Annotated in this window: 18 protein-coding genes; 1 reads left to right on the top strand and 17 read right to left on the bottom strand. The window is 62.8% G+C overall.

What is annotated here, in order from left to right:
- Positions 1-2 precede the first annotated feature (2 nt).
- The 17 genes from DIE22_RS12600 to rfbB all read right to left on the bottom strand — a co-directional run bounded on the left by DIE22_RS12600 (position 3) and on the right by rfbB (position 20,841).
- Positions 3-968, bottom strand: coding sequence for an SDR family oxidoreductase (locus DIE22_RS12600; protein ID WP_124605220.1), 966 nt, complete (start codon positions 966-968; stop codon positions 3-5).
- Between the two features lie 484 nt (positions 969-1,452).
- Positions 1,453-2,643 (bottom strand): glycosyltransferase, encoded by a 1,191-nt coding sequence (locus DIE22_RS12595; protein WP_124605219.1) that lies wholly within the window; start codon positions 2,641-2,643, stop codon positions 1,453-1,455.
- Positions 2,640-3,689 carry a glycosyltransferase family 1 protein gene (locus DIE22_RS12590; RefSeq protein WP_260426657.1) on the bottom strand — a complete coding sequence of 350 codons (1,050 nt, stop codon included), beginning with the start codon at positions 3,687-3,689 and terminating at the stop codon, positions 2,640-2,642. Before DIE22_RS12590 ends, DIE22_RS12595 begins: the two co-directional genes overlap by 4 nt.
- Positions 3,690-3,741: 52 nt before the next feature.
- Complete coding sequence (locus tag DIE22_RS12585; RefSeq protein ID WP_124496897.1) at positions 3,742-4,893, bottom strand: glycosyltransferase family 1 protein; 1,152 nt, start codon at positions 4,891-4,893, stop codon at positions 3,742-3,744.
- Entirely contained in the window at positions 4,890-5,807 is a 918-nt protein-coding gene (locus tag DIE22_RS12580) for an NAD-dependent epimerase/dehydratase family protein (protein WP_124496898.1), read from the bottom strand. The genes DIE22_RS12585 and DIE22_RS12580 overlap by 4 nt, the downstream gene beginning before the upstream one ends.
- Positions 5,785-6,819: a GDP-mannose 4,6-dehydratase gene (gene gmd / locus DIE22_RS12575; protein WP_105787408.1), complete on the bottom strand. Its 1,035-nt coding sequence runs from the start codon at positions 6,817-6,819 to the stop codon at positions 5,785-5,787. The genes DIE22_RS12580 and gmd overlap by 23 nt, the downstream gene beginning before the upstream one ends.
- Before the next feature lie 60 nt (positions 6,820-6,879).
- Entirely contained in the window at positions 6,880-10,536 is a 3,657-nt protein-coding gene (locus DIE22_RS12570) for a glycosyltransferase (RefSeq protein WP_124496899.1), read from the bottom strand.
- 12 nt (positions 10,537-10,548) lie between these two features.
- Complete coding sequence (locus DIE22_RS12565) at positions 10,549-10,929, bottom strand: hypothetical protein (RefSeq protein WP_124496900.1); 381 nt, start codon at positions 10,927-10,929, stop codon at positions 10,549-10,551.
- A complete protein-coding gene (locus DIE22_RS12560; RefSeq protein WP_124496901.1) occupies positions 10,926-12,362 on the bottom strand; it encodes a PfkB family carbohydrate kinase in 1,437 nt (478 codons plus the stop codon). Before DIE22_RS12560 ends, DIE22_RS12565 begins: the two co-directional genes overlap by 4 nt.
- Positions 12,363-12,453: 91 nt before the next feature.
- Positions 12,454-13,848 carry a class I SAM-dependent methyltransferase gene (locus tag DIE22_RS12555; RefSeq protein WP_124496902.1) on the bottom strand — a complete coding sequence of 465 codons (1,395 nt, stop codon included), beginning with the start codon at positions 13,846-13,848 and terminating at the stop codon, positions 12,454-12,456.
- Positions 13,845-15,065, bottom strand: a complete 1,221-nt coding sequence (locus DIE22_RS12550; protein WP_124605217.1) for an ABC transporter ATP-binding protein — start codon at positions 15,063-15,065, stop codon at positions 13,845-13,847. The genes DIE22_RS12555 and DIE22_RS12550 overlap by 4 nt, the downstream gene beginning before the upstream one ends.
- The gene (locus DIE22_RS12545; RefSeq protein WP_124496904.1) at positions 15,065-15,859 is read right to left on the bottom strand and encodes an ABC transporter permease; all 795 of its coding nucleotides are present in this window, start codon (positions 15,857-15,859) and stop codon (positions 15,065-15,067) included. The genes DIE22_RS12550 and DIE22_RS12545 overlap by 1 nt, the downstream gene beginning before the upstream one ends.
- Positions 15,859-17,304 carry a mannose-1-phosphate guanylyltransferase/mannose-6-phosphate isomerase gene (locus DIE22_RS12540; protein WP_124496905.1) on the bottom strand — a complete coding sequence of 482 codons (1,446 nt, stop codon included), beginning with the start codon at positions 17,302-17,304 and terminating at the stop codon, positions 15,859-15,861. The genes DIE22_RS12545 and DIE22_RS12540 overlap by 1 nt, the downstream gene beginning before the upstream one ends.
- 139 nt (positions 17,305-17,443) lie before the next feature.
- Positions 17,444-18,346, bottom strand: a complete 903-nt coding sequence (rfbD, locus tag DIE22_RS12535) for a dTDP-4-dehydrorhamnose reductase (RefSeq protein ID WP_124605216.1) — start codon at positions 18,344-18,346, stop codon at positions 17,444-17,446.
- Entirely contained in the window at positions 18,339-18,890 is a 552-nt protein-coding gene (gene rfbC, locus DIE22_RS12530) for a dTDP-4-dehydrorhamnose 3,5-epimerase (protein ID WP_124496907.1), read from the bottom strand. Before rfbC ends, rfbD begins: the two co-directional genes overlap by 8 nt.
- Positions 18,875-19,768, bottom strand: a complete 894-nt coding sequence (gene rfbA / locus DIE22_RS12525) for a glucose-1-phosphate thymidylyltransferase RfbA (RefSeq protein WP_124605215.1) — start codon at positions 19,766-19,768, stop codon at positions 18,875-18,877. Before rfbA ends, rfbC begins: the two co-directional genes overlap by 16 nt.
- Before the next feature lie 11 nt (positions 19,769-19,779).
- On the bottom strand, positions 19,780-20,841 hold the full coding sequence (rfbB, locus tag DIE22_RS12520; protein ID WP_124496909.1) for a dTDP-glucose 4,6-dehydratase: 1,062 nt from the start codon (positions 20,839-20,841) through the stop codon (positions 19,780-19,782).
- Positions 20,842-21,189: 348 nt separating this feature from the next.
- Between rfbB and DIE22_RS12515 the strand changes: the two genes are divergently transcribed.
- Positions 21,190-22,029, top strand: coding sequence for a symmetrical bis(5'-nucleosyl)-tetraphosphatase (locus DIE22_RS12515; protein ID WP_124496910.1), 840 nt, complete (start codon positions 21,190-21,192; stop codon positions 22,027-22,029).
- The last annotated feature ends 5 nt before the right edge of the window (positions 22,030-22,034 follow it).

Genomic DNA, 22,034 nt, shown 5'->3' with positions numbered 1-22,034 from the left:
GACTATTGTTGTGTATCGCGCGAACGATACCATGCGGCGGTCGCTTCGAGGCCCTGGCGGGTCGTATAGGGCGGCTGCCAGCCAAGCACGCGCCCGATCCGGCCGGTATCGAGCTGCAGGCTGCCGGTCAGGCGGTCGATGGCCGCGCTGCGGCCCGTCAGCTTCCCGAGCACACGCAGCAGCGCCGGCGGCACCGCGATCAGCCGTGCCGGCCTGCCAAGCGCGTCGCCGACGAGACGCAGCAGGTTCGCGACCGACGGCGCATCGCCGTCGGCAACATGAAAGCATTCGCCGGCCGCACGCGGGTCGATCGCGCAACGCAGCAGCGCATCCGCGAGATTGTCGACGTAGACGATGCTGCGGCGCGCCGAAACGGCGCCGAGCGGCAACGGTATCCCGCGTGCGACCGCATCCATCATCCGCAGGAAGTTGGCGCGTACGGCCGGGCCATAAACGAGCGGAGGACGAACGACGACGACGTCGAGCCCGGCCGACGCGCCGAACTGCGCGAGTTGTCGCTCCGCACGCAGTTTCGAACGGCCGTATGCATCCTGCGGATCGGGTTCGACGGCTTCCGACAGCGGCACACCGTCGTCGCCCTCGCCGACCGCCTTGATGCTGCTCGCGAACACGATGCGGCGTACGCCGTGATTGCGCGCCGCCCGGGCGAGACGCAGGGTGCCGACGACGTTGGTGGCGTCGAACGCGGCGTCGGGATCGGGCGACTCGTCGCGCATCACGTGCACACGGGCGGCGAGATGGATCACGCAGTCGGCGGCCAGATCGGCCGGCCACCCTTCATCCAGCGCATCGAAATCGGCGGCGCCGTGTACCCATTCGCGCACGCCGTCGATGCAGCCGCCCGGTCGCCGTACCAGCGCGGTAACCGTGTACCCGGCCTGCAGCGCACGGCGGCACAGGGCACGGCCGACAAAACCGTTCGCGCCGGTGACGACGAGATGGGTCATCGCCCCCTCCGGCCGTGTCGGCTGACGACTCGACGAAGCGGCGTGAACCCGCCTGTCGCGCGGGCAGGCGGCGTGGGCCGATGCATGCTGGAACGGCACGGGGAAACGGAAAGGGATGTTGAGACAAACACGTCGGGATCTCGAAGACGTAAGGCATGCCGCTCGCCGGCACCGTGATTGATCGGCGCCGCGCGACCGGCATCCGGCAGTGCATCAAAGCATGGGCTGCCGGATGCAACCCTAGGGAAAGACGCGGCGATGGTCGGGCTCCGTATCGGATGAAGGCGTCGCGCGGCGCGACTCGCCCCGCTTGCGGGGACGGCGGCATCGCCACGACGCGGTCCCGACCGATGGCCATTGGCGGCGGCGTGTCGATGGTGCCGAATCGATGCGCGAACATTGTAACCTTGCCGATCCGCCGCAACCAAGCCACAGGCTCCGGCCCCGCGGCCACCGGCACCACGAGAGCCGGACCTGCCGCCGCTCAGGCCAGCAACGCCCCCACCTCGTCGACGAGCGGCGCGAGCATCCGTTCCCAACCGTGCTCGTGCTCGACGAAGGCTCGCGCTCGCGTCGTCATCTCGACCGCCCCGGCCTCGTCGACGACGAGCTGCTCGATCCGATCGACGAATTCCTCCGGCGTATCCGCGATCAGCAGATCACGACCGCTTTCCGCACCCAGGCCCTCGTGGCCCAGCGACGTGGTGACCACGGGCAGCCCGAGCGCCATGTACTCGAGAATCTTGTTCTGCACACCGGCACCGATGCGCATCGGGCACACGCCGATTGCGCCGTCGGATGCGGCTTGCGCGACCGACTCCACGCGGCCGGTCACGTCGACGCCGTCATACGCGCGAAATCGTTCCGCGAGTGCGGGCGCGATGGACCCGACGATCCGGAAGCGGTAATCGGCACGCTTGCGCAGCAACGGCAGCACGGCCTCCGCGAAATAGTGGCACATGTCCTGGTTCTGGACCGTGCGCATGTCGCCGATGAAAATCAGGATCCGGCTCGCCATGCTGCGCGCCATGTACGGGAGGCCCGACAAATCCACGCCGTTCGAGCACACCATCACCTTCTTGCCCGACTCGCCGGGAAACAGGTAGTCGCGATCAGTCCGGGAAACCAGCACCGACAGGTCGAAATCGTCGACGATCGTGCGCTCGTAGTCGAGCAGGCGCTTCGCCTCGATGCCGAACACGCGCGACTTCAGCCCCCGTGCGCGCTTCAACTGCTTCACCCGGCTGTAGTTGAGCGAAATCGCATCGGTCATTTCCAGGACGCGCGGCTTGTCCGACTTGCGGACATACTCGGCGCAACGCACGAGATGCACGAAGACGCCGTCGTGCGACGGCAGCAATCGCGCCACCGCCGCCGCAAACGCACGGCTCCGGTAGTACGCCACCTGCAGCGGCGTGCGCGTGGGCAACGCGAGCAACGTATTCAAGTACGATCGCCGGCGGGACAGAAAGACCCGTTCGACCCGGTCGAATACGCCATCGTCCGGCAACGCGGCATGCATCTCCTCGTCCGTCTCGCACATGCTCAGCAGCGTCAGCGAGTATCGACGGGACAGCACACGGCAAAGATGGTAGATCCGCAACTTGTCGCCGCCGATCACCGGGTACGGAAACCGCGGCGTCAGCACCAGCAACTTCTTCTTGCCCTGGTTCATGGCAGACGTGCCCAGAAATCCTGAATCAACGGACGCACGGCCGACTCCGAGAAGGTACGCGCGCGGGCGACACCGTCGCCGATCGCGACGTCGAATCGCGCGCCGTCGTTCCATACCTTGCGAATCTGCTCCGCCATGTCTTCCACCACAAAGGGATCGAACTGCAGGCCACAATCGCCGACCACCTCGGGCATCGACGTCGTATTGCTGCACGCAACCGGCGTACCCGACGCCATCGCCTCCAGCAGTGGAATGCCGAACCCTTCGAACAACGAAGCAAAGATGAATGCGCGTGCGTGACGATACTGTTCGCGCAGTTCGTCCCGCGAAACATAGCCGAGCAACTCGACGGCACCCGCGAGCCCGAGCGCTGCCGCCCGCCCGAGAAAGTGCGCGTGATGTTCGGACTTGATCCCGGCGATCCTGAGCGTAGCGTCATCACCAAGCGCCGGCCGCGCGATCGCGAACGCCTGCAAGAGGCGATCGACGTTCTTGCTCGGCACCTCGCCCGCGACCGTGAACAGGTACGGCCGACGCGCCGCCGGGCTCACCGGCGCGTCGAACCAGTCGTCCGAAATCATGCACGGGATGACCTGCACGTCGGACTCGCTCAGCCCGAACGTCTCGACCAACTCCCGCTGCGTAAACCGCGAGATGGTCAGCACGACTTCGGCCCGGCGTGCCAGCCGCGGGACCACATGGCGGCGATACAGGCGCCCGGCGGTCTGATACAGCGACCTCGCCGGCGGCAGCACGCTCCACGGCTGCATGTAGATCAGATCGTAAATGACCGCGATCAGTGGCGTGTTGCCGGTGGAGCGCAGCGGCCCGGTGTTGTACGGGCACAGCAGATAGTCCGGCTTCTGCTCGCGGCACAAGCGCGGCAACTCGACCTGCTCCCACCACGGAAAGAAACCGTGCCCCTTGCTGACGCACGGCCATTCGTCGGTGCTCACCCCGCTTGGCGCGAAGCCCAGCACCGACTCGCCGATCGGCGCCACCAGTTGACGGGCGAAGCGCCCCATGCCGCGGTAGTTGCCGACCATCCAGGTGATGTCCACCCCCAACTTCACGCGGTGCTCCTTGAAGCGAATTGATTCATTGACGACGTGTTCCGCCCAGGACGGTTTCGTAGACGGCCAGCGTCTTCTCCGCGCAAGCCGGCCAGGTCAGCGCTCGCGCTCGCGCCAGCCCGGCCTCGCGAAGCACGTCGGCCCGGCCGGGCTGCTCGACCACCATTCTCATGCCGTCGGCGATGTCGCCGGTCCGGGTGGGATCGACCAGGATCGCCGCGTCGCCCGCGACTTCCGGAACGGACGTCGTGCTCGACGCGACGACCGGCAGCCCCGAAGCAAACGCTTCCACGACGGGCAACCCGAAACCCTCGCACAGCGACGCGAACACCAGCGCGCTTGCCGACTGAAGCAGCGCGCGCACGTCGTGATCAGGCAGATATTCGAGCCAACGTACGTTATCACTCTCGTCCGCGCGCAGGCGCGCCACGAGTTGCTCGCAGCCCCACCCGGCCCGGCCGACGATCACGAGCGGGATATCGCGACGCAGACCGGCAGGCAAACTCGCATGGGCGTCGAGCACTCGCTCGAGATTCTTCCGCGGTTGCAGGGTCCCGACGCACAGGAAGAATTGCGCCGGCAAGCCGAGACGCTTCAGCACCGCCTCGCGATCGGCCCGATCGATCCGCTCGAAGAACCGGGGATGGACACCCAGCGGAACAACCGAAATCCGCTCCGGCGCAATGCCGAAATGTTCGACGATCTCCTGCTTCGAGTAGTCGGAGATCGTGATCACATGGTCGGCCCAGGCGCCCGAACGACGCAGCAGCCAACGGCGCAGCGCCGCCAACCGGATCGTCGTCCACTCCGGATGCGACAGCGGAATCGCGTCCATCAGCGTCGCGATGACCGGTGTCGAGGGCAGCTTCGGAATCAGGTGATCGGTCGCATGAAACACGTCCACGCGTTCCGCGCGCAGTACCTTCTCGTCGATGGACGACCACGGCGTCACGGCACCCAGCACCGTCGCGATTTCATGTCGACCGAGATCCACCGCCGGACGGGCGCCCGGAAATACGTCGTCCCCGACGGTCGCGCCAAAACCGGCGGGAACCAGGTCGACCCCGCCCCGCGCGATCAGCGCCTGTCCCAATTCGCGCGTGTACGAACCAATACCGTCGACGCCGCCGTGCGCACGGCTCCGTGCGAGGGCCGTCGTGCCAAAACCGACCTTCACCCACGCCCTCCGCCAAACATCCAGCGCAGCGTGCTTTCCAGCGGAATATCGTCGAGCGGGCCGATGGCGGCCTGCAGCCGCGTACCGTCACCCTGCAACCGCCGCACTTCGTTCGCGCGCACGAAAGCCGGGTTGACGCGCACTTCGATCGTGTAACCGGCAATCTTCTCCATCATCGCGATCACCGCCTTCAGCGACACCGCACGACCGGAGCATACGTTGAACACGCCGCCGGCCGGTGCGAGCTGCAGCAAGCGTCGATAGGCATCCACCACGCGGCGCACGTCGGAGAAATCACGCTCGACATCGATATTGCCGAGTTCGATCACGCGTTCGCCGCGCTGGAAGTGGCTGACAATCTTCGGCAGCAGGAACTGCGGCGACTGCCCGACGCCCGTGTAGTTGAACGGACGCGCGACAACGATCGGCAATTTGTCGCACCACAGGCGCGCCATGTACTCCATCGCCAGCTTGCTCACCGCGTAGTCGTTCGCCGGGTTGGGCTCAACCGATTCGTCGATGACTTCAACCGCCGCGTTGCCGTAGATGTTGGCACTGCTCGCGAGCAGCACCGCCTTCGGACGGCGGTCCAGATTCGCGAGCGCGTCGAGCAGGTTGCGGGTGCCGACCACGTTGGTGCGATAGATCGCATCGGCGTCACCGTGCGCAACGAACGCGATCGCGGCAAGATGCGCGACCACATCCGGCTGCACGTCGGTGACGACCTGTGCGAGCGCCGCGCGGTCGCACAAGTCGACCCGATACATATCGGGCCCCGTCACTTCGGAACCGTGCGTCGTGCCGAACACGCGATAGCCGGCCGCTCGCAACGACTGCGCCAGGAAGTCGCCGGTAAAGCCGCCGAGCCCTGTCACCAGAGCCCGCGGCGCGTCAGAACGAGAAGCCGAGTTCATTGCGACGCAAATCCGCTTCAACCATCATGGCGCACAGCTGCTCGAGCGTCGTCGTCGGCTCCCAGCCCAGCTTCTGCTTCGCCTTCTCCGGGTTGCCGATCAGCAGGTCGACTTCGGCCGGGCGATGGAACTTCGGATTGACGCGCACAACCGTCTTGCCGGTCGCGACATCGACGCCGATTTCATTCACGTCGCTGCCCTTGAACTCGAGATCGACACCGGTGGCCTTGAACGCCATGCGGACGAAATCGCGGACGGTTTCCGTTCGATTCGTGGCGAGCACGTACGTGTCCGGTTCGTCGACCTGCAGCATGCGCCACATACCTTCCACGTATTCCTTCGCGAAACCCCAGTCGCGCTTCGCGTCCATATTGCCCAGTTCGAGCACGTCGAGCTGACCAAGCTTGATCTTCGCGACGGAGTCGGTGATCTTTCGCGTGACGAACTCGCGGCCGCGCAACGGCGATTCGTGATTGAACAGGATGCCGCTACAGCCGAAGATATCGTAGCTTTCGCGGTAGTTCACCGTGATCCAGTGCGCATACAGCTTGGCCACGCCATACGGGCTGCGCGGATAGAACGGCGTCGATTCAATCTGGGGGATCGCCTGCACCTTGCCGAACATTTCGGACGTGCTCGCCTGGTAGAAGCGGATCTTCGGATTGACGATGCGGATCGCCTCAAGCAGGTTCAGCGGACCGATCCCGGTAATTTCCGCCGTGGTGACCGGCTGGTCGAAGGACACGCCGACAAAGCTTTGCGCGGCGAGGTTGTAGACCTCCGTGGCGCCCGTCGTCTGCAGCAGGCGGATGCTCGCCGACAGGTCCGTCAGATCGTATTCGATCAGGTGCAGGTTCGGGTGCTTGGCGATGCCAAGCTCTTCGATACGCCAGAAGTTCACCGAGCTGGTGCGGCGATAAGTGCCATAGACCTGATAGCCCTTCTCGAGCAGGAGCTGGGCGAGATAGGCACCGTCTTGGCCAGTGATGCCGGTAATGATGGAAACTTTCATAGTTTGAGAATTCATCTTAAGTTCTCTTGCAAAATCTTTATCGGATGATTGACGGCAATGTCACTCTGTCTCCGCGGATACTTCCATGCGGGGGACGACCTTGATGACCTGGCGCGTCGGCAATACGCTGTCCAGCAACTGCTGAACCGAGGCTTGCCACGTCAGCGTGGGCATTCCCTCGGACTTCGGGTGTGCGCCTTGCCGATACAGCGTGAGCCAGTGTGTCACGGCCTCCGCCAACGCTTCACCGCTCGTGCCGTGGAAGTAATGCGCGTGGTCCAGCGCGACCTCGCGGAACACCGGCAAATCTCGAGCCAATATGGGCAGATGCTTGTGCCCCGCCTCGATCAGCGGCAACCCGAAGCCCTCTCCTTCAGACGCCGCAAGCAAACAGCAGCAAGCGCCATAGACTTGCTCCAGGTATTCATCGCTGATGCTCTCCAGCCAGAATAGTCGTTTTCCAAGCTCGGGATGCGCTCGCAGACGTGCAACCAGCTTCTCGATCAGCCATCCGGATTTGCCGACGATCACCAGATTGACCGCCGTACCTTCCTGCCAGAGCTGCTCGAAAGCCGCCAACGCCTGCGCATGCCCTTTACGCGGCTCGACCGTCCCCACCATCAAAAAGCTGGGAGCCGCGCGCAGCGCCTCGAGTATACGAGGCGCGTCGCTCGGCATGCCAGTGCTCGGTCGCGAATTCTGTACGTCTGCCCCGTAATGGAACCAGCCCACCTCAAGCGCTCCCTCACGCTGAGGATGATGCTCGTGCAACCATTGGGTGAAGTCATTCGACACGGTCTGCGAGCCGCAAACAACGCCATCATATCGAGAGATCGTGTTCAGCCATTGCTCGAACAGCTCCATGCTCCCGGGCCTGAAATAATTCGGCATCAGCACGCATAAGAGGTCGTACACCACAAACAGGATCCGAACACCATGGCGATGCATTTCATCAAAGAACGCTTCCTGAGCAGGCACGCCATCCGGGTTTAGGTCCAGCCCCAAAAAAACATCGCCCGCCTGAAAATCGATGGGATCTTCCTGCTCCGATCCGGGGTCACCCTGCCCCATGAATTCCGACCGCAGACGTTTCGCATAAAAGTACCCCGTTCGGTCATGCTTCGCGTAGACCGGCCATACCTCGAAGTCCTTCGGTGGGTCGTTGAGCAGCTCGCTCAGGATACTCCGTACGACCCGTTGAATTCCGGTCCGGGCATCGTGGTTGACCAGCTGCGATACATCGACAAACAGCGCGCGATGCGTCCGCTTGGGCAAACTGAGTGCAATGCCCTGCGCCACTTGACTCAACTCGTCTTCGTTGCATTGACGTACCAAAGGCGCGAGGGCTTGAATCAGTTTTTTGCGTGTCGACTGGATGCTCGGACGCGACTGTGCCGCCGGCACCACCGCACCATTCTGATCAAGCAGTTCCCGACAGTGGGCATACACGTCATCCACAGCGATGTCATCGAGACAGAAAAACTCGTGCGGACAATCGCGTCGCGCGGCAATGTGGCAAGGGGAGCAAGCCGCCTCATTATGCAAGACATAGCTGTTGCCGAACACAGGCGCCCATTCGTGCGCGGTTTCCAAACCGCCGTAGACGCCTAACGCTGTCACGCCCAGATAGGCCGCCATGTGCGCGCCGCCGGAATTGTTGGCGACGCATAGCTGGTGGCCGGCGAGATGCTGCATCAGTTCGGGAATGCTGAGCCCCGCCTGAATCACTACTTTTTCGATGCCGTCAAAGCTGAAACGCTGAGCTTCCTTTTCGCTGGCAAAAAAGACGCTGACGCGTTCCACCGAGGCGTCCGCGGCCAGCCGGCGTGCCAGTTCGTGGAACCGCGCGACAGGCCATTCCTTCGCATCGCCGCCGGCGTAAGGAAACAGCGCAACCGCACGAGTATGCTGTTGCACCGGGGCCGCGAGCGGCGGCAAAACCACATAGTCGGACGGATGAGCCGGGAGCGCGTCGACCAGAGCCAGCATCTGCTCGCTGATCGAAATGCGATTCAGCGGCGTTTCCACGAACGGCCGATCCTGATACGTGGGCAGCGCGATGTCGAGCTTGGCATCGATGGCTGGATTGAGGCTGCCGTAGCCGACCTTGAGCCCCGCCTCGACTTGTGCCAGGACGAACCGTGTATCAGGCTGTCGCCTCAAATCGATAGCCAGGTCGTAGGAACCCAGCTGCTTCACGAACTCGGCTAATGAACCATCGGACAGATCCGCCTGCAACGACGATTTGCGCTTGAAGTAGTCGAGCGTCAACACCCGGTCGAAGAACGGCAGGGTTTGAGCCAACGCCTGATTCCAGCTACCCACCACGACATCGATACTGGCCTTCGGGTATCGTGCGCGCAGACGGGAGATAGCCGGCACCGCCAGCAGCAGATCCCCCATGTGATCCAGCTTGAGCAGCAGGATTCTTTTGATTTTCGGCTCGAACAGCGTGGTGCGCTCGAAGGTCACTGCGCGCACCGTCCGCGACTCACGGGGGCGCTCGAAGGGCGTGATGGCCTGCAACACGAGCTTGGCGCTGCGATCCCACGAGAATGCCTGCGCCTGAATCCTGGCGTTCTCCAGCAACCGCGCACGCAGGCCCTCGTCAGTCAGCGCCGCATGCATCTTGGCGCTGATGGCCGGGACCGACTGCGGATCGAACAGCGCCTCGGGGCTGCCCATGACTTCCGGAAGGCTGGTGCTGTCGGCCGCGATCACCACTGCGCCGCATGCCATCGCTTCAAGCGGCGGCAAGCCAAATCCTTCGTGCAGGGACGGGAAGACAAACAGGCGGCACGTACTGAACAACGCCAGTAACTCGTCATCGGAGATGTAATCGCTGAACAACAGCTCGTCGCCACGGAGACCGACGCGTTGTGCATGGGCACGAAGCGCGCTCACTTCCGACTGCGGCATTCGACCGACAAACAGCAGCTGGTGGTGACGGCGCGACGTATCGGGCAGGTCGGCGAACGCCTCGATCAGCCGCGGGAGGTTCTTGCGTGCATCGGCGCCACCCGTGTACATGATGAAAGGCCGGGTTACCCCCAGGCGTTTCTTCAGGGTCGCCATCTGGTCTGCATCGGGCACGACGCGGGTAAACGTCTCATCGCAAGCGCCCGACACATTGGTCACCTTCTCGGGCGAAAAAGGCAATGCACCCAACGCCTCCTGCCGGGCACTCTCCGAGATCGCAAGAAGATGCCGCGCACGCTTCAGGTTTTCGATGCGGTCTGCATAGTAGCCACGATGAACAGGATTCGTGCGGAAATGCTCGTCCGGGTTGATCAGCGGAATCAGGTCGTAAAGGATGACCGCGGTCGGCAGCGGCTCACCCAATGCCCCGATGCTGATGACCGCGTCGTCCCCCAACCCCTCGAACAGGCTGGTGACCAGCACGATATCGGGATCGAGCGTTTCCAGAAACGCCTCGCGCACCCGTTCGGCAATGGCGCGACGCGACGCATTGTGTGCGTCGATCCAGCGCATCGGCCCCGGCGCCTGCCAGACCCGAATCCGCTCCTGCGGCACCAGTCCCCGAAATGCCTGACGTATCGGTCCGATGGTCTCAGGGAAAAGTCCGCTGAGCGCCAGATAGACTTCGTGGTCTCCCGCATTGCGGGCAATGGCAAGCGCCAAGGAAAGGGAATAGCGCCCGATGCCCCGGAAGCGGCTCTCGGTTTGCGCTCCCTGCATGTCAATAACGATTCGCATGGTTGTCCTACTTTACTTGGCTAGCGACGCCCATGAGGCCGTCTTGATCCCGGAACAATCCGGCGCAGCAGCGCATCGGGGCGCGCTGACGGAAAATGCCCGTCCAAAGGGCAGCCTCGAGTGGCCAAAGCGGCGCTGAACCTCGCTCCAGGTTCGTTCAATCAGAGCACTGCCGTCAAACAAGCCTTGAAAACTCGTATGGCTCACAACGTCGAGCTGACGGCATTGCACCATCGAGCGACGAAGCAGCGCGCTCCGCGGACGACCTGAAAAGCCGAGCCGCTCGTGAAACAGGCCCAAACCGGCATCGCCGCCCCGGACTGCCCATCGCTGCACGCCCGCTTCGCGCAACCCGCGCACGCTCCACGCCTCTTTTACGGCAAGCAAGGTCATTGATCACGCACCGCGCTGATCTTCCGAACGACGCGCGCGGTCGGGTAGCCATCGTGGAACGCGAGCGCGGCCACGCGGCCTCCGCGGGCATTTACCGCGTCATGTCCAACGATGTCATGCACTTCGTAATCGCCGCCCTTCACGAGAACATCGGGTTCGAGCGACTCGATCAGTTTCAACGGCGTCGGCGCATCGAACTCCACCACGTAATCCACTGCTGCCAGGCCAGCCAGCACTTCGGCGCGATGGGCCAGGGAATTTCCCGGGCGCGCGGACCCGTCGAGTTCGTGCACCGAAGCATCGGAATTGAGCCCCACGACCAGAATGTCGCCCTGCGCACGCGCTTCGTTGAGGAAGCGGGTATGGCCAGGGTTCAGCGTGTCGAAACAGCCGTTGGTGAACACGATGACTTCCCCTCGCTGCCGATGCGTCAGCAGCAGCTTCCCGAGTGTTTCCTCATCCACCCGCTTGGGGGCGCGCTGGCGTGACGGATACAGTTGATCGCGAACTTCATCCGCCGTGACCACATAGGTACCGGAATGGGAGACCGCGATGCCCGCCGCCACATTGGCGATATGCACCGCCTCGGATACCGGCGTACCGCGGGCCAGCGCCAGTGCGAGCGCCGAGAGCACGGTATCGCCGGCGCCCGATACATCGAACACATCACGCGCGTGCGTGGGAATGCTGCCCAGATGGCCGTCAGTACTCACATAGACCATGCCCTTCGCGCCACGGGTCACGACGAGATGCCGCAAGTTCAGCTCGCTCAACGCATGATGTGCCCGTTCCAGCAGTTCCTCTTCGGAGGTGTAGTCGCCGAACAGTCCGATGAACTCGGAATTGTTCGGCTTGAGCAATGTTGCGCCGCGATAGAACGCGGGGTCGGTCCGCTTCGGATCAACGAGCGTGGGAACATTCAAAGCCGCGGCCGCCGCCAGAAATTCCGGCAGGTGGTCCAGCGTACCCTTCGCATAGTCCGAAAACACGATCAGGTCATGGTCGGATGCGACCCGCCTGAATTCTTCGAGCAGCAACGCCTGGGTACGCGCCGTCGGACGCACGTCGCGATCAACGCGGGCGATCTGTTGCGCACCCGCCATCAAGCGGGTCTTTTGCGTCGTGCCTCCCTCGGGGTCGGACACGAACAGCGTCCGGACGCCGTACTCCTGCAGGCACTTCTGAAGCTCGATGGACGCGCTGTCGTGACCGACCACCGCCAGCAGCGTCGCGTCCCCTCCCATGGCACTGACGTTGGCGGCCACATTCGCAGCACCGCCGGGCCGATTCTCTTCGCGACCGACCGCCAGAACGGGAACCGGTGCCTCAGGAGAAATGCGAGAGACGCCACCCATGACGTAGCGGTCAAGCATGATGTCGCCAACCACCAGGATTCGAGGTCTGATTGCGTTAGCAGGCTGGGGTTTATGCATGGGGGATGTTGTTTCCAAAGCAGCACTTACCATTGTTGCCGGCACACTGTTCGCGTGCACGGCAGTTCCATCTATCCGGTTACGCGCCTCGTCACCGGGATTCAGACGCACGTGCGGCAGCCCGGAGCTCGTCGAGCACCTCACGGGCCGACTCCGGCAACGCGCGTTGAGACGCAGGAGAACCGACGGCAGCGCTCGCCGACTGTGTCACGACGGCGCGCAGTCGACGATCCAGTGCCGGACTCATCCTCACCAACCTGAGGGCGGCACGCTTCAGTGCCGGCCGCTTCGCCAGTTCAGCCGCCCCGACTCTGAGCACGCCCTTGATTCGCGTCTTGATCCCTGTCAGCAACCTGCGCTCGCGAATTGCAGACGTCAATCTGCGAAGCGGCATGCCTACGATACGCACCGGCTTCGACACACGCCAGGACGTGCTGTGCAGCACGGCGTGCAACAGTTCATTCGCCTGCCGCGCCTGCGCTTCGGCATGTTGAGCCCGCGCCTCAACGGCGCCAAGCTGGTTCTCCGCGTGCTGGCGCAGTTCCTCTGCATGCCGGCACCGTTCCTCCGCAAGCTTGAGCCGGTCCTCGACGACCTGCCTTTGCCCGGCGTTCAGATCAGCTTCGACGGATTGAAGCCGCTCCTGGGCCAGATGGAGCTGCCCGTTGATCACGCGCACCAGTTCGTCGACCCGCTCGACTCCCGCCTCGACCTTGTCCATCCGAAGCCGTACGGCATCCGTTCGCGCTTCGTAACGGTCGGCAAGCTGCTCCAGCGACAAACCGTACTCAGCCGCGAACACCTGGGCAAACTTCTCCTTGATTTCCGGACCGGCAGCCTTCTGCGCGATGACCGCATAGTCGGGACTCGCACCCCGGATCACGTCCAGCAGAGACACCGGATGATCAGGATTACGCAACGCCGGCGATTCCTGCAACCGTAGCGTCTTCACCGTCTCGAATCCACCATGCTCGGCCACGAAAGACAACAGCAGCGACGGAATCGGCTTCTGATGCGTGGGATCCAGGTAAAAGTTGTTGGTCGCGACGGCGATATTTTCCGGATTGGGCGTTTCGAGAATCAGCAAACCGCCAGGCCGCAATACCCGCAACGCCTCCGATACGACAGTCTGCAACTGCTCGAAGGTAATGTGTTCGACGACATGGAAAGCCGACACGACGACCTGACTGTCGGATTCCAGCGTCTTCAGATAGGCCACCGCATCGCCCTGCGTCGCGGGCAGGCCACGCTCCTCGCAGGCCTGCAGCATGCCGGCGTCCAGGTCAACGCCGAAAGGCGTCAAGCCTCGTTCGGACATCAGTTCCAGCCACTCGCCGCGGCCACAGCCGAGGTCGAACGTGCGGCCACCCGGATAGATCGATGCCAGCGGTTCGACGAACGGCAAATACTGCTTGCGGATGCTTTTGATGAGGTCCCGGGGCGCGTAATACCGCTCTTCGAACGCCCGGTAGAAATTGTCACTCACGACACCACCTTCGCCTGTGTCGGCATCCACGTCATTCCGACGAACTCGCTCACGTTGCCGTTCACCATATTGAATGTAAGGGCGTGGTCCCTCCACTCGAAATTGTTCTGCATGTGCGTACTGCCCGTATGCAACGCAACGGCAACCGAATAGCTGCCCGGGCCGATATTCGCCGGGAATTCGAAATCGACCGTCGCATTCGCCCCGGCAGCCACATCGCCGATGTCGGACTTGAGATTGTGCGTGTTGGTGCCAAAGACGGTCTGCCCCAGTCGGTCCTTGATCATGAAGCCCATGACCAGATCCTGCACGGACTCACGACATTCGGCGGAAATCCGCAGCGTCACCGGCTGCCCGACTTGAGCGACCTCGATCGGCCTGCCGTCCCGATTCAGCAATGCAACCTGATCGATCGTGACCTCACCCGTACCGGAAATCGTCTGGACCTTGCCACTCTCGAGCACTTCCTGACGTACTTCCTGATCCTGATGGTCCGCCAGCATCGCGTTGTAGTAATCCATGACCGCTTCGGGCGTCCCTTCCATCTCCAGCCGCCCGGCATTCAGCAGGATCGCGCGATCACAGATGGCCTGAATCGCGGCCTTGTCGTGCGCGACGATCAACAACGTCGTGCCCTGCTTGCGAAACTCCCGGATGCGATCGAAACTCTTGTGCTGGAAATAGGCGTCGCCGACCGAGAGCGCCTCGTCGACGATCAGGATATCCGGACGACGAGCCGTCGCGACACTGAACGCGAGACGCACCTGCATCCCGCTCGAATAAACGCGCACCGGCTGGTCGATGTATTCGCCGATTTCGGCGAACGCCTCGATTTCCGGCATCAACGCGACAATCTCTTCGACGCTGAAACCGAGCAGTTGCCCTGCCATCATCACGTTCTGGCGCCCGGTGAAGTCCGCATGGAACCCCATTCCCAGCTCGAGCAATGCTGCGATCTGGCCGGTTCGCGTCACGCTGCCGACGGTCGGCTGCGTGGTTCCAACAATCATTTTCAGCAGCGTGCTCTTGCCGGCACCGTTGATGCCGACAATACCCAGCGCCTCGCCGGAACGAACCGAGAAACTGACGTCACGCTGCACCCAGTGCAGCGTGTGATGAGGCTTGCCGCGCGGATCCAGCCACTCGAGAAGACGTGACCACCGCGTCGGATACTGTTTGTATGCCTTGCCAAGATTGGTAACGGTAATGGTGCCCATCAGAGTTCATCCACCATTTCACCCGCATGCTTGCGGAACAGACTGAAGCCGGCGAGACACAGCGCGATGCTCAATACGAACGGATACAGCAGCGCCGACCAGTCCGGCCAGACGTGTTGCACCATCGTGACCTGGAAGGCTTCGATCACGGGTGCCATCGGGTTGAAGCGCAACGCCTCCTGTGCCGACTTGGACAAAATGTTGGCCGCATAGACGACCGGCGTCAGCCAGAACCAGAAATTCAGCACGATCCCGAAGAACTGCCCCACGTCGCGAAAGAACACGTTCAACACCCCGAGCGTGATGCCCAGTCCGATGGCAAACAACGTCATCAGGGTCAACACGGGAATGACGGCGAAATAGGCCAAACCCGGGAAGTTGCCCGTCATCAGCAGGAACACCGTAAACAGCCCGAACACGATCGCGAAATTGACCAGCGCATTGATCACCACGATGATCGGCAGGCACAACCGCGGGAAGCTCAGCTTTTTGAGCAGGTTCGCGTTGTTGACGAATGTGTTCTGGCCATTGCTGACGATTTCGACAAACATGGCCCACGGCAACACGCCGGCGCACAAGTGGATGCTGTACGCAAACGTGCTGTCCACCCCGGGCAAGCGGGCATGCATGACGCGCGAAAAGATCACCGTGTACACGACGATCATCGCCAGCGGATTGAGCACCGTCCACGCCGCGCCCAGCAGGGAATTGCGGTACTTGGACTGGAATTCCCGTTTGACGCTACCCAGAATGAAACCGCGATAGGCCCAAAGGACTTTCAACATCCCTAGCATCACGCCCGCCCGTAAACGTCCTGGAAGCGAACGATGTCGTCTTCCCCGAGATATTCGCCGCTTTGTACCTCGATCATCACGAGATCCAGCACGCCCGGGTTCTCGAGTCGATGCTTGTGGCCTGCGGGAATGTAGGTGGACTCATTGGTACGCACGAAGATTTCCTGATCTCCGTTCACGACCTTGGCCATGCCGGACACGACAATCCAGTGCTCGCTCCGGTGATGGTGCATTTGCAGACTCAGGCTGGCGCCCGGCTTGACCTCGATGCGCTTGATCTTGAAGCGGGGCCCCTCTTCCAGCACGGTGTAAGTCCCCCACGGACGGCTCACGGTGCGATGCAGCTTGTACGCTTCGTGATTCTGTTTCTTGAGGCGAGCCACGACCCGCTTCACGTCCTGCGCGCAATCGGGATGCGCGACCAGGAGCGCATCCGGCGTATCGATGATCATCAGATCAGCCACGCCCACGGCCGCGACCACGCGGTCCTGGCTCTGCACATAGGTATTCCGGCTGTCGACGAAGATTGCTTCGCCGATCGCGCGGTTACTATCCGCGTCAGGCGACACCAGGTCGCGAACCGCACCCCACGAACCGATATCGCTCCACCCGAAACTGGATGGCACGACCGCCACGTTCGCCGATCGCTCCATTACCGCGTAGTCGATCGAGATGTCGGGCATTTTTGCGAAAGACTCCGCAGGAATCTCGAGCATCTGCGCCGACGCGTTGTTCGCCTTCAGCGACGACCAGCACGCCTCGGCGGCTGTCGCAACGTCCGGCGCATGACGTGCCATTTCGGCCAGAATGACCCCTGCCTTGAAGCAGAACATCCCGGAATTCCAGAGATAGTTGCCCGCGGCAAGATACTCGGCCGCCTTGTCGGCATCCGGCTTTTCGACGAAGCGCAGTGCGGCCCGGCCCGCGCCCATCGTATCCCCGGCCTCGATGTAACCGAAGCCTGTATCCGGGCGGGTCGGCACGATGCCGAACGTCACCAGCTTGTCCTGATTCGCCAGTTCGACGGCACTCGCGACCGCGGCGGAAAATCCTTGCTGATCCTGAACCAGATGATCGGCCGCGAGAATCAGCATCAGCGCATCACGCCCGTACTTTTCCGCGACGTGATGGGCCGCCATTGCGACTGCCGGTGCCGTGTTGCGACCAGCAGGTTCGAGCATGAATGCGCCGGACACCGATTCGCCAAGCTTCACGCCTGCGAACTCGTCCTTGCTCATGAAGTAGTAGTCGCGATTGGTGACCGTGAGAATCTCCCGCTGCTCCGGCCCCGCGTCGCTGCCAACCACGGCTGCCGCACGGCGATAGGTTTTCGAGAGCAGGCTCTCGCCGTCCGCAAGCTTCATGAACGGTTTAGGGTGCCCTTCACGAGAGACCGGCCAAAGTCGCGTGCCTGCGCCACCAGACAGGATGACGGGGATCAACATCACTTTCACTCCAGATTTGGTTTTCCAACCGCGAAAGGAAGGCTTTCACCCCCTTTCGCCTTTGATTCAACAGACCGTCAGCAAAAAATATCAGCCACTTAGGCCAACTTAGTTGGGACGGAATTATAGCCGACGCACCCTACTCGCCCAGGCAGAGCCGCAGTGCGTCGTCCCACGCCGGCATCCTCACGCCGAACGTCTGCGCCAGCTTTTCCAGCGCCATCCGTGAATTTGCCGGGCGCTTCGCCGGAACCGGATACTCGCTCGCCGGAATCGGCAACACCTTCGGCGCAAGCTCGCCCATCGCGTTATCAAGGATCGCTTCCGCGAAGCCGTGCCACGACGTCGCGCCGGACGACGTGAAGTGATAGACGCCGGAACGCTTCGCCCACCAATCGGCGACATCATCCGCGACCGCTTGCTGCGCGACGATGTGCGAGGTGACGACGGCGATCGTCCGTGCCCAGGTCGGCGCACCGACCTGATCCGCCACGACGCGCAACTCCGGCCGCTCCCTGCCGAGCTTCAGCATCGTGAGCAGGAAGTTCCTTCCGCGCCGCCCGTACACCCAACTCGTCCGGAGAATCAAATGCGCACAACCCGTGGCCGCGATCGCCTGCTCGCCTTCAAGCTTCGTCGCGCCGTAGGCGTTGACGGGATTCGTCGCGTCGGTTTCCGTATACGCACCCGCCTTCGCGCCGTCAAACACGTAGTCGGTCGAATAGTGAATCAGCGCACCGCCGGTGCGCGCCATCTCCTCGGCGAAGATGCGCGGCACGTCGGCATTCACGCGCCGCGCGGCCTCGACCTCGGTCTCGGCCTTGTCCACCGCCGTATAGGCGGCCGGGTTCACGATCAGCGACGGCTTCACGTCCCGCACGACGGCGCGCACGCGATCGAGATCGGACAGGTCGAGCATCGTCCGGTCACACGCCACCACCCGGCCGAGCCCCTGCAGCGTGCGCAGCAGTTCGAACCCGACCTGGCCGTTCACCCCCGTCACGAGGATCGTCGGCTCGGGATTCATGGCGCCCTCACGCATAGACTTCCGCCTCGCTCAGGCGCTTGCCTGCCGCATCCTTCGGCGCCAGAACCGGCTCGCCATCGATCGGCCACGCGATCCCGATCTCGGGATCGTTCCACGCGATGCTGCGTTCGTGCTCGGGAAACCAGTAGTCGGTCGTCTTGTACAGGAACTGCGCGGCCTCCGACAGCACGACGAAGCCGTGCGCGAAGCCGGGCGGAACCCACAGCTGCCGATGGTTGTCAGCCGACAGCGTCACGCCGACCCACTTGCCGAAATTCGGCGACCCGCGGCGGATATCGACGGCGACGTCGAATACCGCGCCTTCGACCACGCGCACGAGCTTGCCCTGCGCATGCTGAATCTGGTAATGCAGCCCGCGCAGCACGCCCTTCGCCGAGCGGGAGTGGTTGTCCTGCACGAACACGATGCCCGGCTCCACCTGCTCCGCAAAATCACTTGCCTTGAAACTCTCGTAGAAATACCCGCGCGCATCGCCGAACACCTTCGGTTCGATGAGCTTGACTTCGGGCAGCGCCGTTGCCGTTACTTGGATAGCCATGCGACCTGGTGCGTGAGAAGGTTCCTGAGATACTGCCCGTAGGCGTTCTTCGACAGCGGCTGCGCCAGTTTCAGCACCTGTTCTGCGTCGATCCATTGCCGACGGTACGCAATCTCTTCGGGGCAGGCGACCACGAGCCCCTGACGCTTCTGCAGCGTCGCGATGAAGCTCGCCGCCTCGATCAGCGAATCGTGGGTGCCCGTGTCGAGCCAGGCATAACCACGCCCCATGATCTCGACGTTCAGCGCGCCATCCGCGAGGTACCGCGAGTTGACGTCGGTGATTTCCAGCTCGCCGCGCGACGACGGCTTGATGTCGGCCGCGATGTCGCATACGCGGTTGTCGTAGAAGTACAGGCCCGTGACCGCATAGTTCGAACGCGGCTTCGCGGGCTTTTCCTCGATCGACAGCGCGCGGAACGACGCGTCGAATTCGACGACGCCATAGCGCTCCGGATCCTGCACGTGATACGCGAACACGGTCGCGCCGCTTTCCTGAGCATAGGCGTGCTCGAGTTGCTTCGCGAGATCGTGCCCGTAGAAGATGTTGTCGCCGAGGATGAGCGCCGACGGATCGTTGCCGACGAAATCCCGCCCGATGACGAACGCCTGCGCAAGGCCGTCCGGTGACGGCTGCACCGCATACTGGATATTCATCCCCCACTGGCTGCCGTCGCCGAGCATGGCTTCGAAGCGCGGCGTATCCTGCGGGGTCGAAATGATCAGCACGTCGCGGATTCCAGCGACCATCAGCGTCGACAGCGGATAGTAAATCATCGGCTTGTCGTACACCGGCAGGAGCTGCTTCGATACGACGTGCGTGATCGGATACAGACGCGTGCCTGAACCGCCGGCGAGAATGATGCCCTTACGTGCCATCGATCGACTCCTCAAGCGCGTTCTGCGTAGTTGGTTTCAACCCACTTGCGGTATTCACCCGAGGCTACCTCATCGACCCACGCCTGGTTGTCGAGATACCACGCGACCGTCTTCGCCAGACCGGTCTCGAACGTCTCGGCGGGCTTCCACCCGAGTTCGCGCTCGAGCTTGCGCGCATCGATCGCATAGCGACGATCATGGCCGGGACGATCCGTCACATAGGTAATCTGGTCTCGGTACGAACCCGTTGCCTTCGGGCGCGCCTGGTCGAGCAAATCGCACAGCGTATGCACGACCTCGAGGTTCTTCTTCTCGTTCCACCCGCCGATGTTGTACGTCTCGCCGGGCACGCCGCGCGCGAGCACTTCACGAATCGCGCTGCAGTGGTCGCCGACGTACAGCCAGTCGCGCACGTTCTGCCCGTCACCGTAGACGGGCAGCGCCTTGCCGGCAAGCGCATTGGCAATCATCAGCGGAATGAGCTTCTCGGGGAACTGGTACGGACCGTAGTTGTTCGAGCAGTTCGTGGTGAGCGTGGGCAGGCCGTACGTATGATGATAGGCGCGCACGAGATGATCGGAGCCCGCCTTGGTCGCCGAATACGGGCTGTTCGGGGCGTACGGCGTGGTTTCCGAGAACTGCGGATCGGTGGCCGACAACGAGCCGAACACTTCATCCGTCGATACGTGCAGGAAACGAAAGGCCGACGCGTCGGCTTCGTTCAGGCCGTTCCAGTATGTCCGTGCGGCCTCGAGCAGCGTGAACGTGCCCACCACATTGGTCTGAACAAAATCCGCCGGCCCGTGAATCGAGCGATCGACATGGCTTTCAGCGGCGAAATGCAGGACAGCGCGAGGCTTGTACTCGGCGAACAGCGCGTCGAGTGCGGCGCGGTCGCAAATGTCGGCGCGTACGAACACGTGCTTCGGGCTTCCGTCCAGCGACTGCAGCGTGTGACGGTTGCCGGCGTAGGTCAATTTATCGACATTGAGCACGGCCTCGTCGGACTGACGCAGCCAGTCGAGTACAAAATTGGCGCCGATGAAACCCGCGCCCCCCGTCACCAGGATCATGAGACTCCCTTCAGTCGTACGCGGCAGGCCTCGAGCACGAGCCGCCATCATTTCGAACAGCGACAACGTCAAGGTGCGCGTCGCTCAAGCCGGGCATTCTAACTTCTCACCGTGACCGCCAAAGTCATGAAATGCTAATTTTGTCGAGGAAGCGGCAATTATAGGAAGCAAGCCGCTGCAAAAGCCATGCTGCTAACAACTTGAAACAGTGCCCCACGCTCGGCAACGCGAATAAAATTATCTTTTAAATCAATATGTTAAAATAACAAGATTATTGTGCCTGACCACACGATGCCGCCCCCTGCGCCGCTTCCCGATCAACGTCAAAATTTGCAACTATCGCCTCCCATGCCGCGCACTCCCATCGCCATCGGCGACATCCAGGGCTGTCATTCCGCTTTCCGCTTTCTGCTGGAAAAGCTGTCAGCCCCCGCCGACACCCCGCTATGGATCGCCGGCGACATCGTCAACCGCGGGTCCGACTCCCTCGCCGCGCTGCGTGCGCTCGCCGAGCTCGGCCCGCGCGCGACCGCCGTGCTCGGCAATCACGACCTTCACCTGCTCGCGGTCTCGGCGGGCATTCGCACCGAACGCCCGGGCGACACCATCGGCGAAATCCTCGACGCGCCCGACGCCGACGCCCTGCTCGACTGGGTGCGTCACCGTCCGTTCGCCCATTTCGAGAACGACATGCTGCTCGTGCACGCGGGCGTACTGCCGCAATGGGACACGTCGCTCGCGCTCGAACTCGCTGACGAATTGCAGCGCGCGCTGCGCGCGCCGGATTGGCGCGAAACGTTACAAAACCTGTACGGCAACGAGCCGAACCAATGGAATCCGAACCTGAAGAAACGCGACCGGATGCGCGTCGCGTTCAACGCGTTCACACGCCTGCGCTTCTGCACGCCCGACGGCGCGATGGAGTTCAAGACCAACGGCGGCCCCGACAGCGCGCCGCCAGGCTACCTGCCGTGGTTCGACGTGCCGGGCCGCCGCACCGACGACGTGACGGTCGTGTTCGGCCACTGGGCCGCGCTTGGCCTGATGCTGCGCGACAATGTCGTCGCGCTGGATTCGGGATGCGTATGGGGAAATCAGCTGTCGGCCGTGCGACTGACGGCCGACCCGGCACTGCGCACGGTCACGCAGGTGCAGTGCGAAGCGTGCCGCACGCCCGGCGGCGATTGACACGC

This window comes from Burkholderia sp. Bp9142 (assembly GCF_003853415.1).
GTDB lineage: Bacteria > Pseudomonadota > Gammaproteobacteria > Burkholderiales > Burkholderiaceae > Burkholderia.
The sequence above is the reverse complement of the archived record's forward strand: the minus strand, read 5'-3'. Positions and strand labels throughout refer to the sequence as shown.

What these genes read in the sequence shown, in the direction of transcription:
- DIE22_RS12600 (WP_124605220.1), bottom strand. Translation starts at nt 968, where the DNA reads ATGACCCATCTCGTCGTCACCGGCGCGAACGGTTTTGTCGGCCGTGCC.
- DIE22_RS12595 (WP_124605219.1), bottom strand. Translation starts at nt 2,643, where the DNA reads ATGAACCAGGGCAAGAAGAAGTTGCTGGTGCTGACGCCGCGGTTTCCG.
- DIE22_RS12590 (WP_260426657.1), bottom strand. Translation starts at nt 3,689, where the DNA reads ATGGTCGGCAACTACCGCGGCATGGGGCGCTTCGCCCGTCAACTGGTG.
- DIE22_RS12580 (WP_124496898.1), bottom strand. Translation starts at nt 5,807, where the DNA reads ATGAACTCGGCTTCTCGTTCTGACGCGCCGCGGGCTCTGGTGACAGGG.
- gmd (WP_105787408.1), bottom strand. Translation starts at nt 6,819, where the DNA reads ATGAAAGTTTCCATCATTACCGGCATCACTGGCCAAGACGGTGCCTAT.
- DIE22_RS12570 (WP_124496899.1), bottom strand. Translation starts at nt 10,536, where the DNA reads ATGCGAATCGTTATTGACATGCAGGGAGCGCAAACCGAGAGCCGCTTC.
- DIE22_RS12565 (WP_124496900.1), bottom strand. Translation starts at nt 10,929, where the DNA reads ATGACCTTGCTTGCCGTAAAAGAGGCGTGGAGCGTGCGCGGGTTGCGC.
- DIE22_RS12560 (WP_124496901.1), bottom strand. Translation starts at nt 12,362, where the DNA reads ATGCATAAACCCCAGCCTGCTAACGCAATCAGACCTCGAATCCTGGTG.
- DIE22_RS12550 (WP_124605217.1), bottom strand. Translation starts at nt 15,065, where the DNA reads ATGGGCACCATTACCGTTACCAATCTTGGCAAGGCATACAAACAGTAT.
- DIE22_RS12545 (WP_124496904.1), bottom strand. Translation starts at nt 15,859, where the DNA reads ATGCTAGGGATGTTGAAAGTCCTTTGGGCCTATCGCGGTTTCATTCTG.
- DIE22_RS12540 (WP_124496905.1), bottom strand. Translation starts at nt 17,304, where the DNA reads ATGTTGATCCCCGTCATCCTGTCTGGTGGCGCAGGCACGCGACTTTGG.
- rfbD (WP_124605216.1), bottom strand. Translation starts at nt 18,346, where the DNA reads ATGCGTGAGGGCGCCATGAATCCCGAGCCGACGATCCTCGTGACGGGG.
- rfbC (WP_124496907.1), bottom strand. Translation starts at nt 18,890, where the DNA reads ATGGCTATCCAAGTAACGGCAACGGCGCTGCCCGAAGTCAAGCTCATC.
- rfbA (WP_124605215.1), bottom strand. Translation starts at nt 19,768, where the DNA reads ATGGCACGTAAGGGCATCATTCTCGCCGGCGGTTCAGGCACGCGTCTG.
- rfbB (WP_124496909.1), bottom strand. Translation starts at nt 20,841, where the DNA reads ATGATCCTGGTGACGGGGGGCGCGGGTTTCATCGGCGCCAATTTTGTA.
- DIE22_RS12515 (WP_124496910.1), top strand. Translation starts at nt 21,190, where the DNA reads ATGCCGCGCACTCCCATCGCCATCGGCGACATCCAGGGCTGTCATTCC.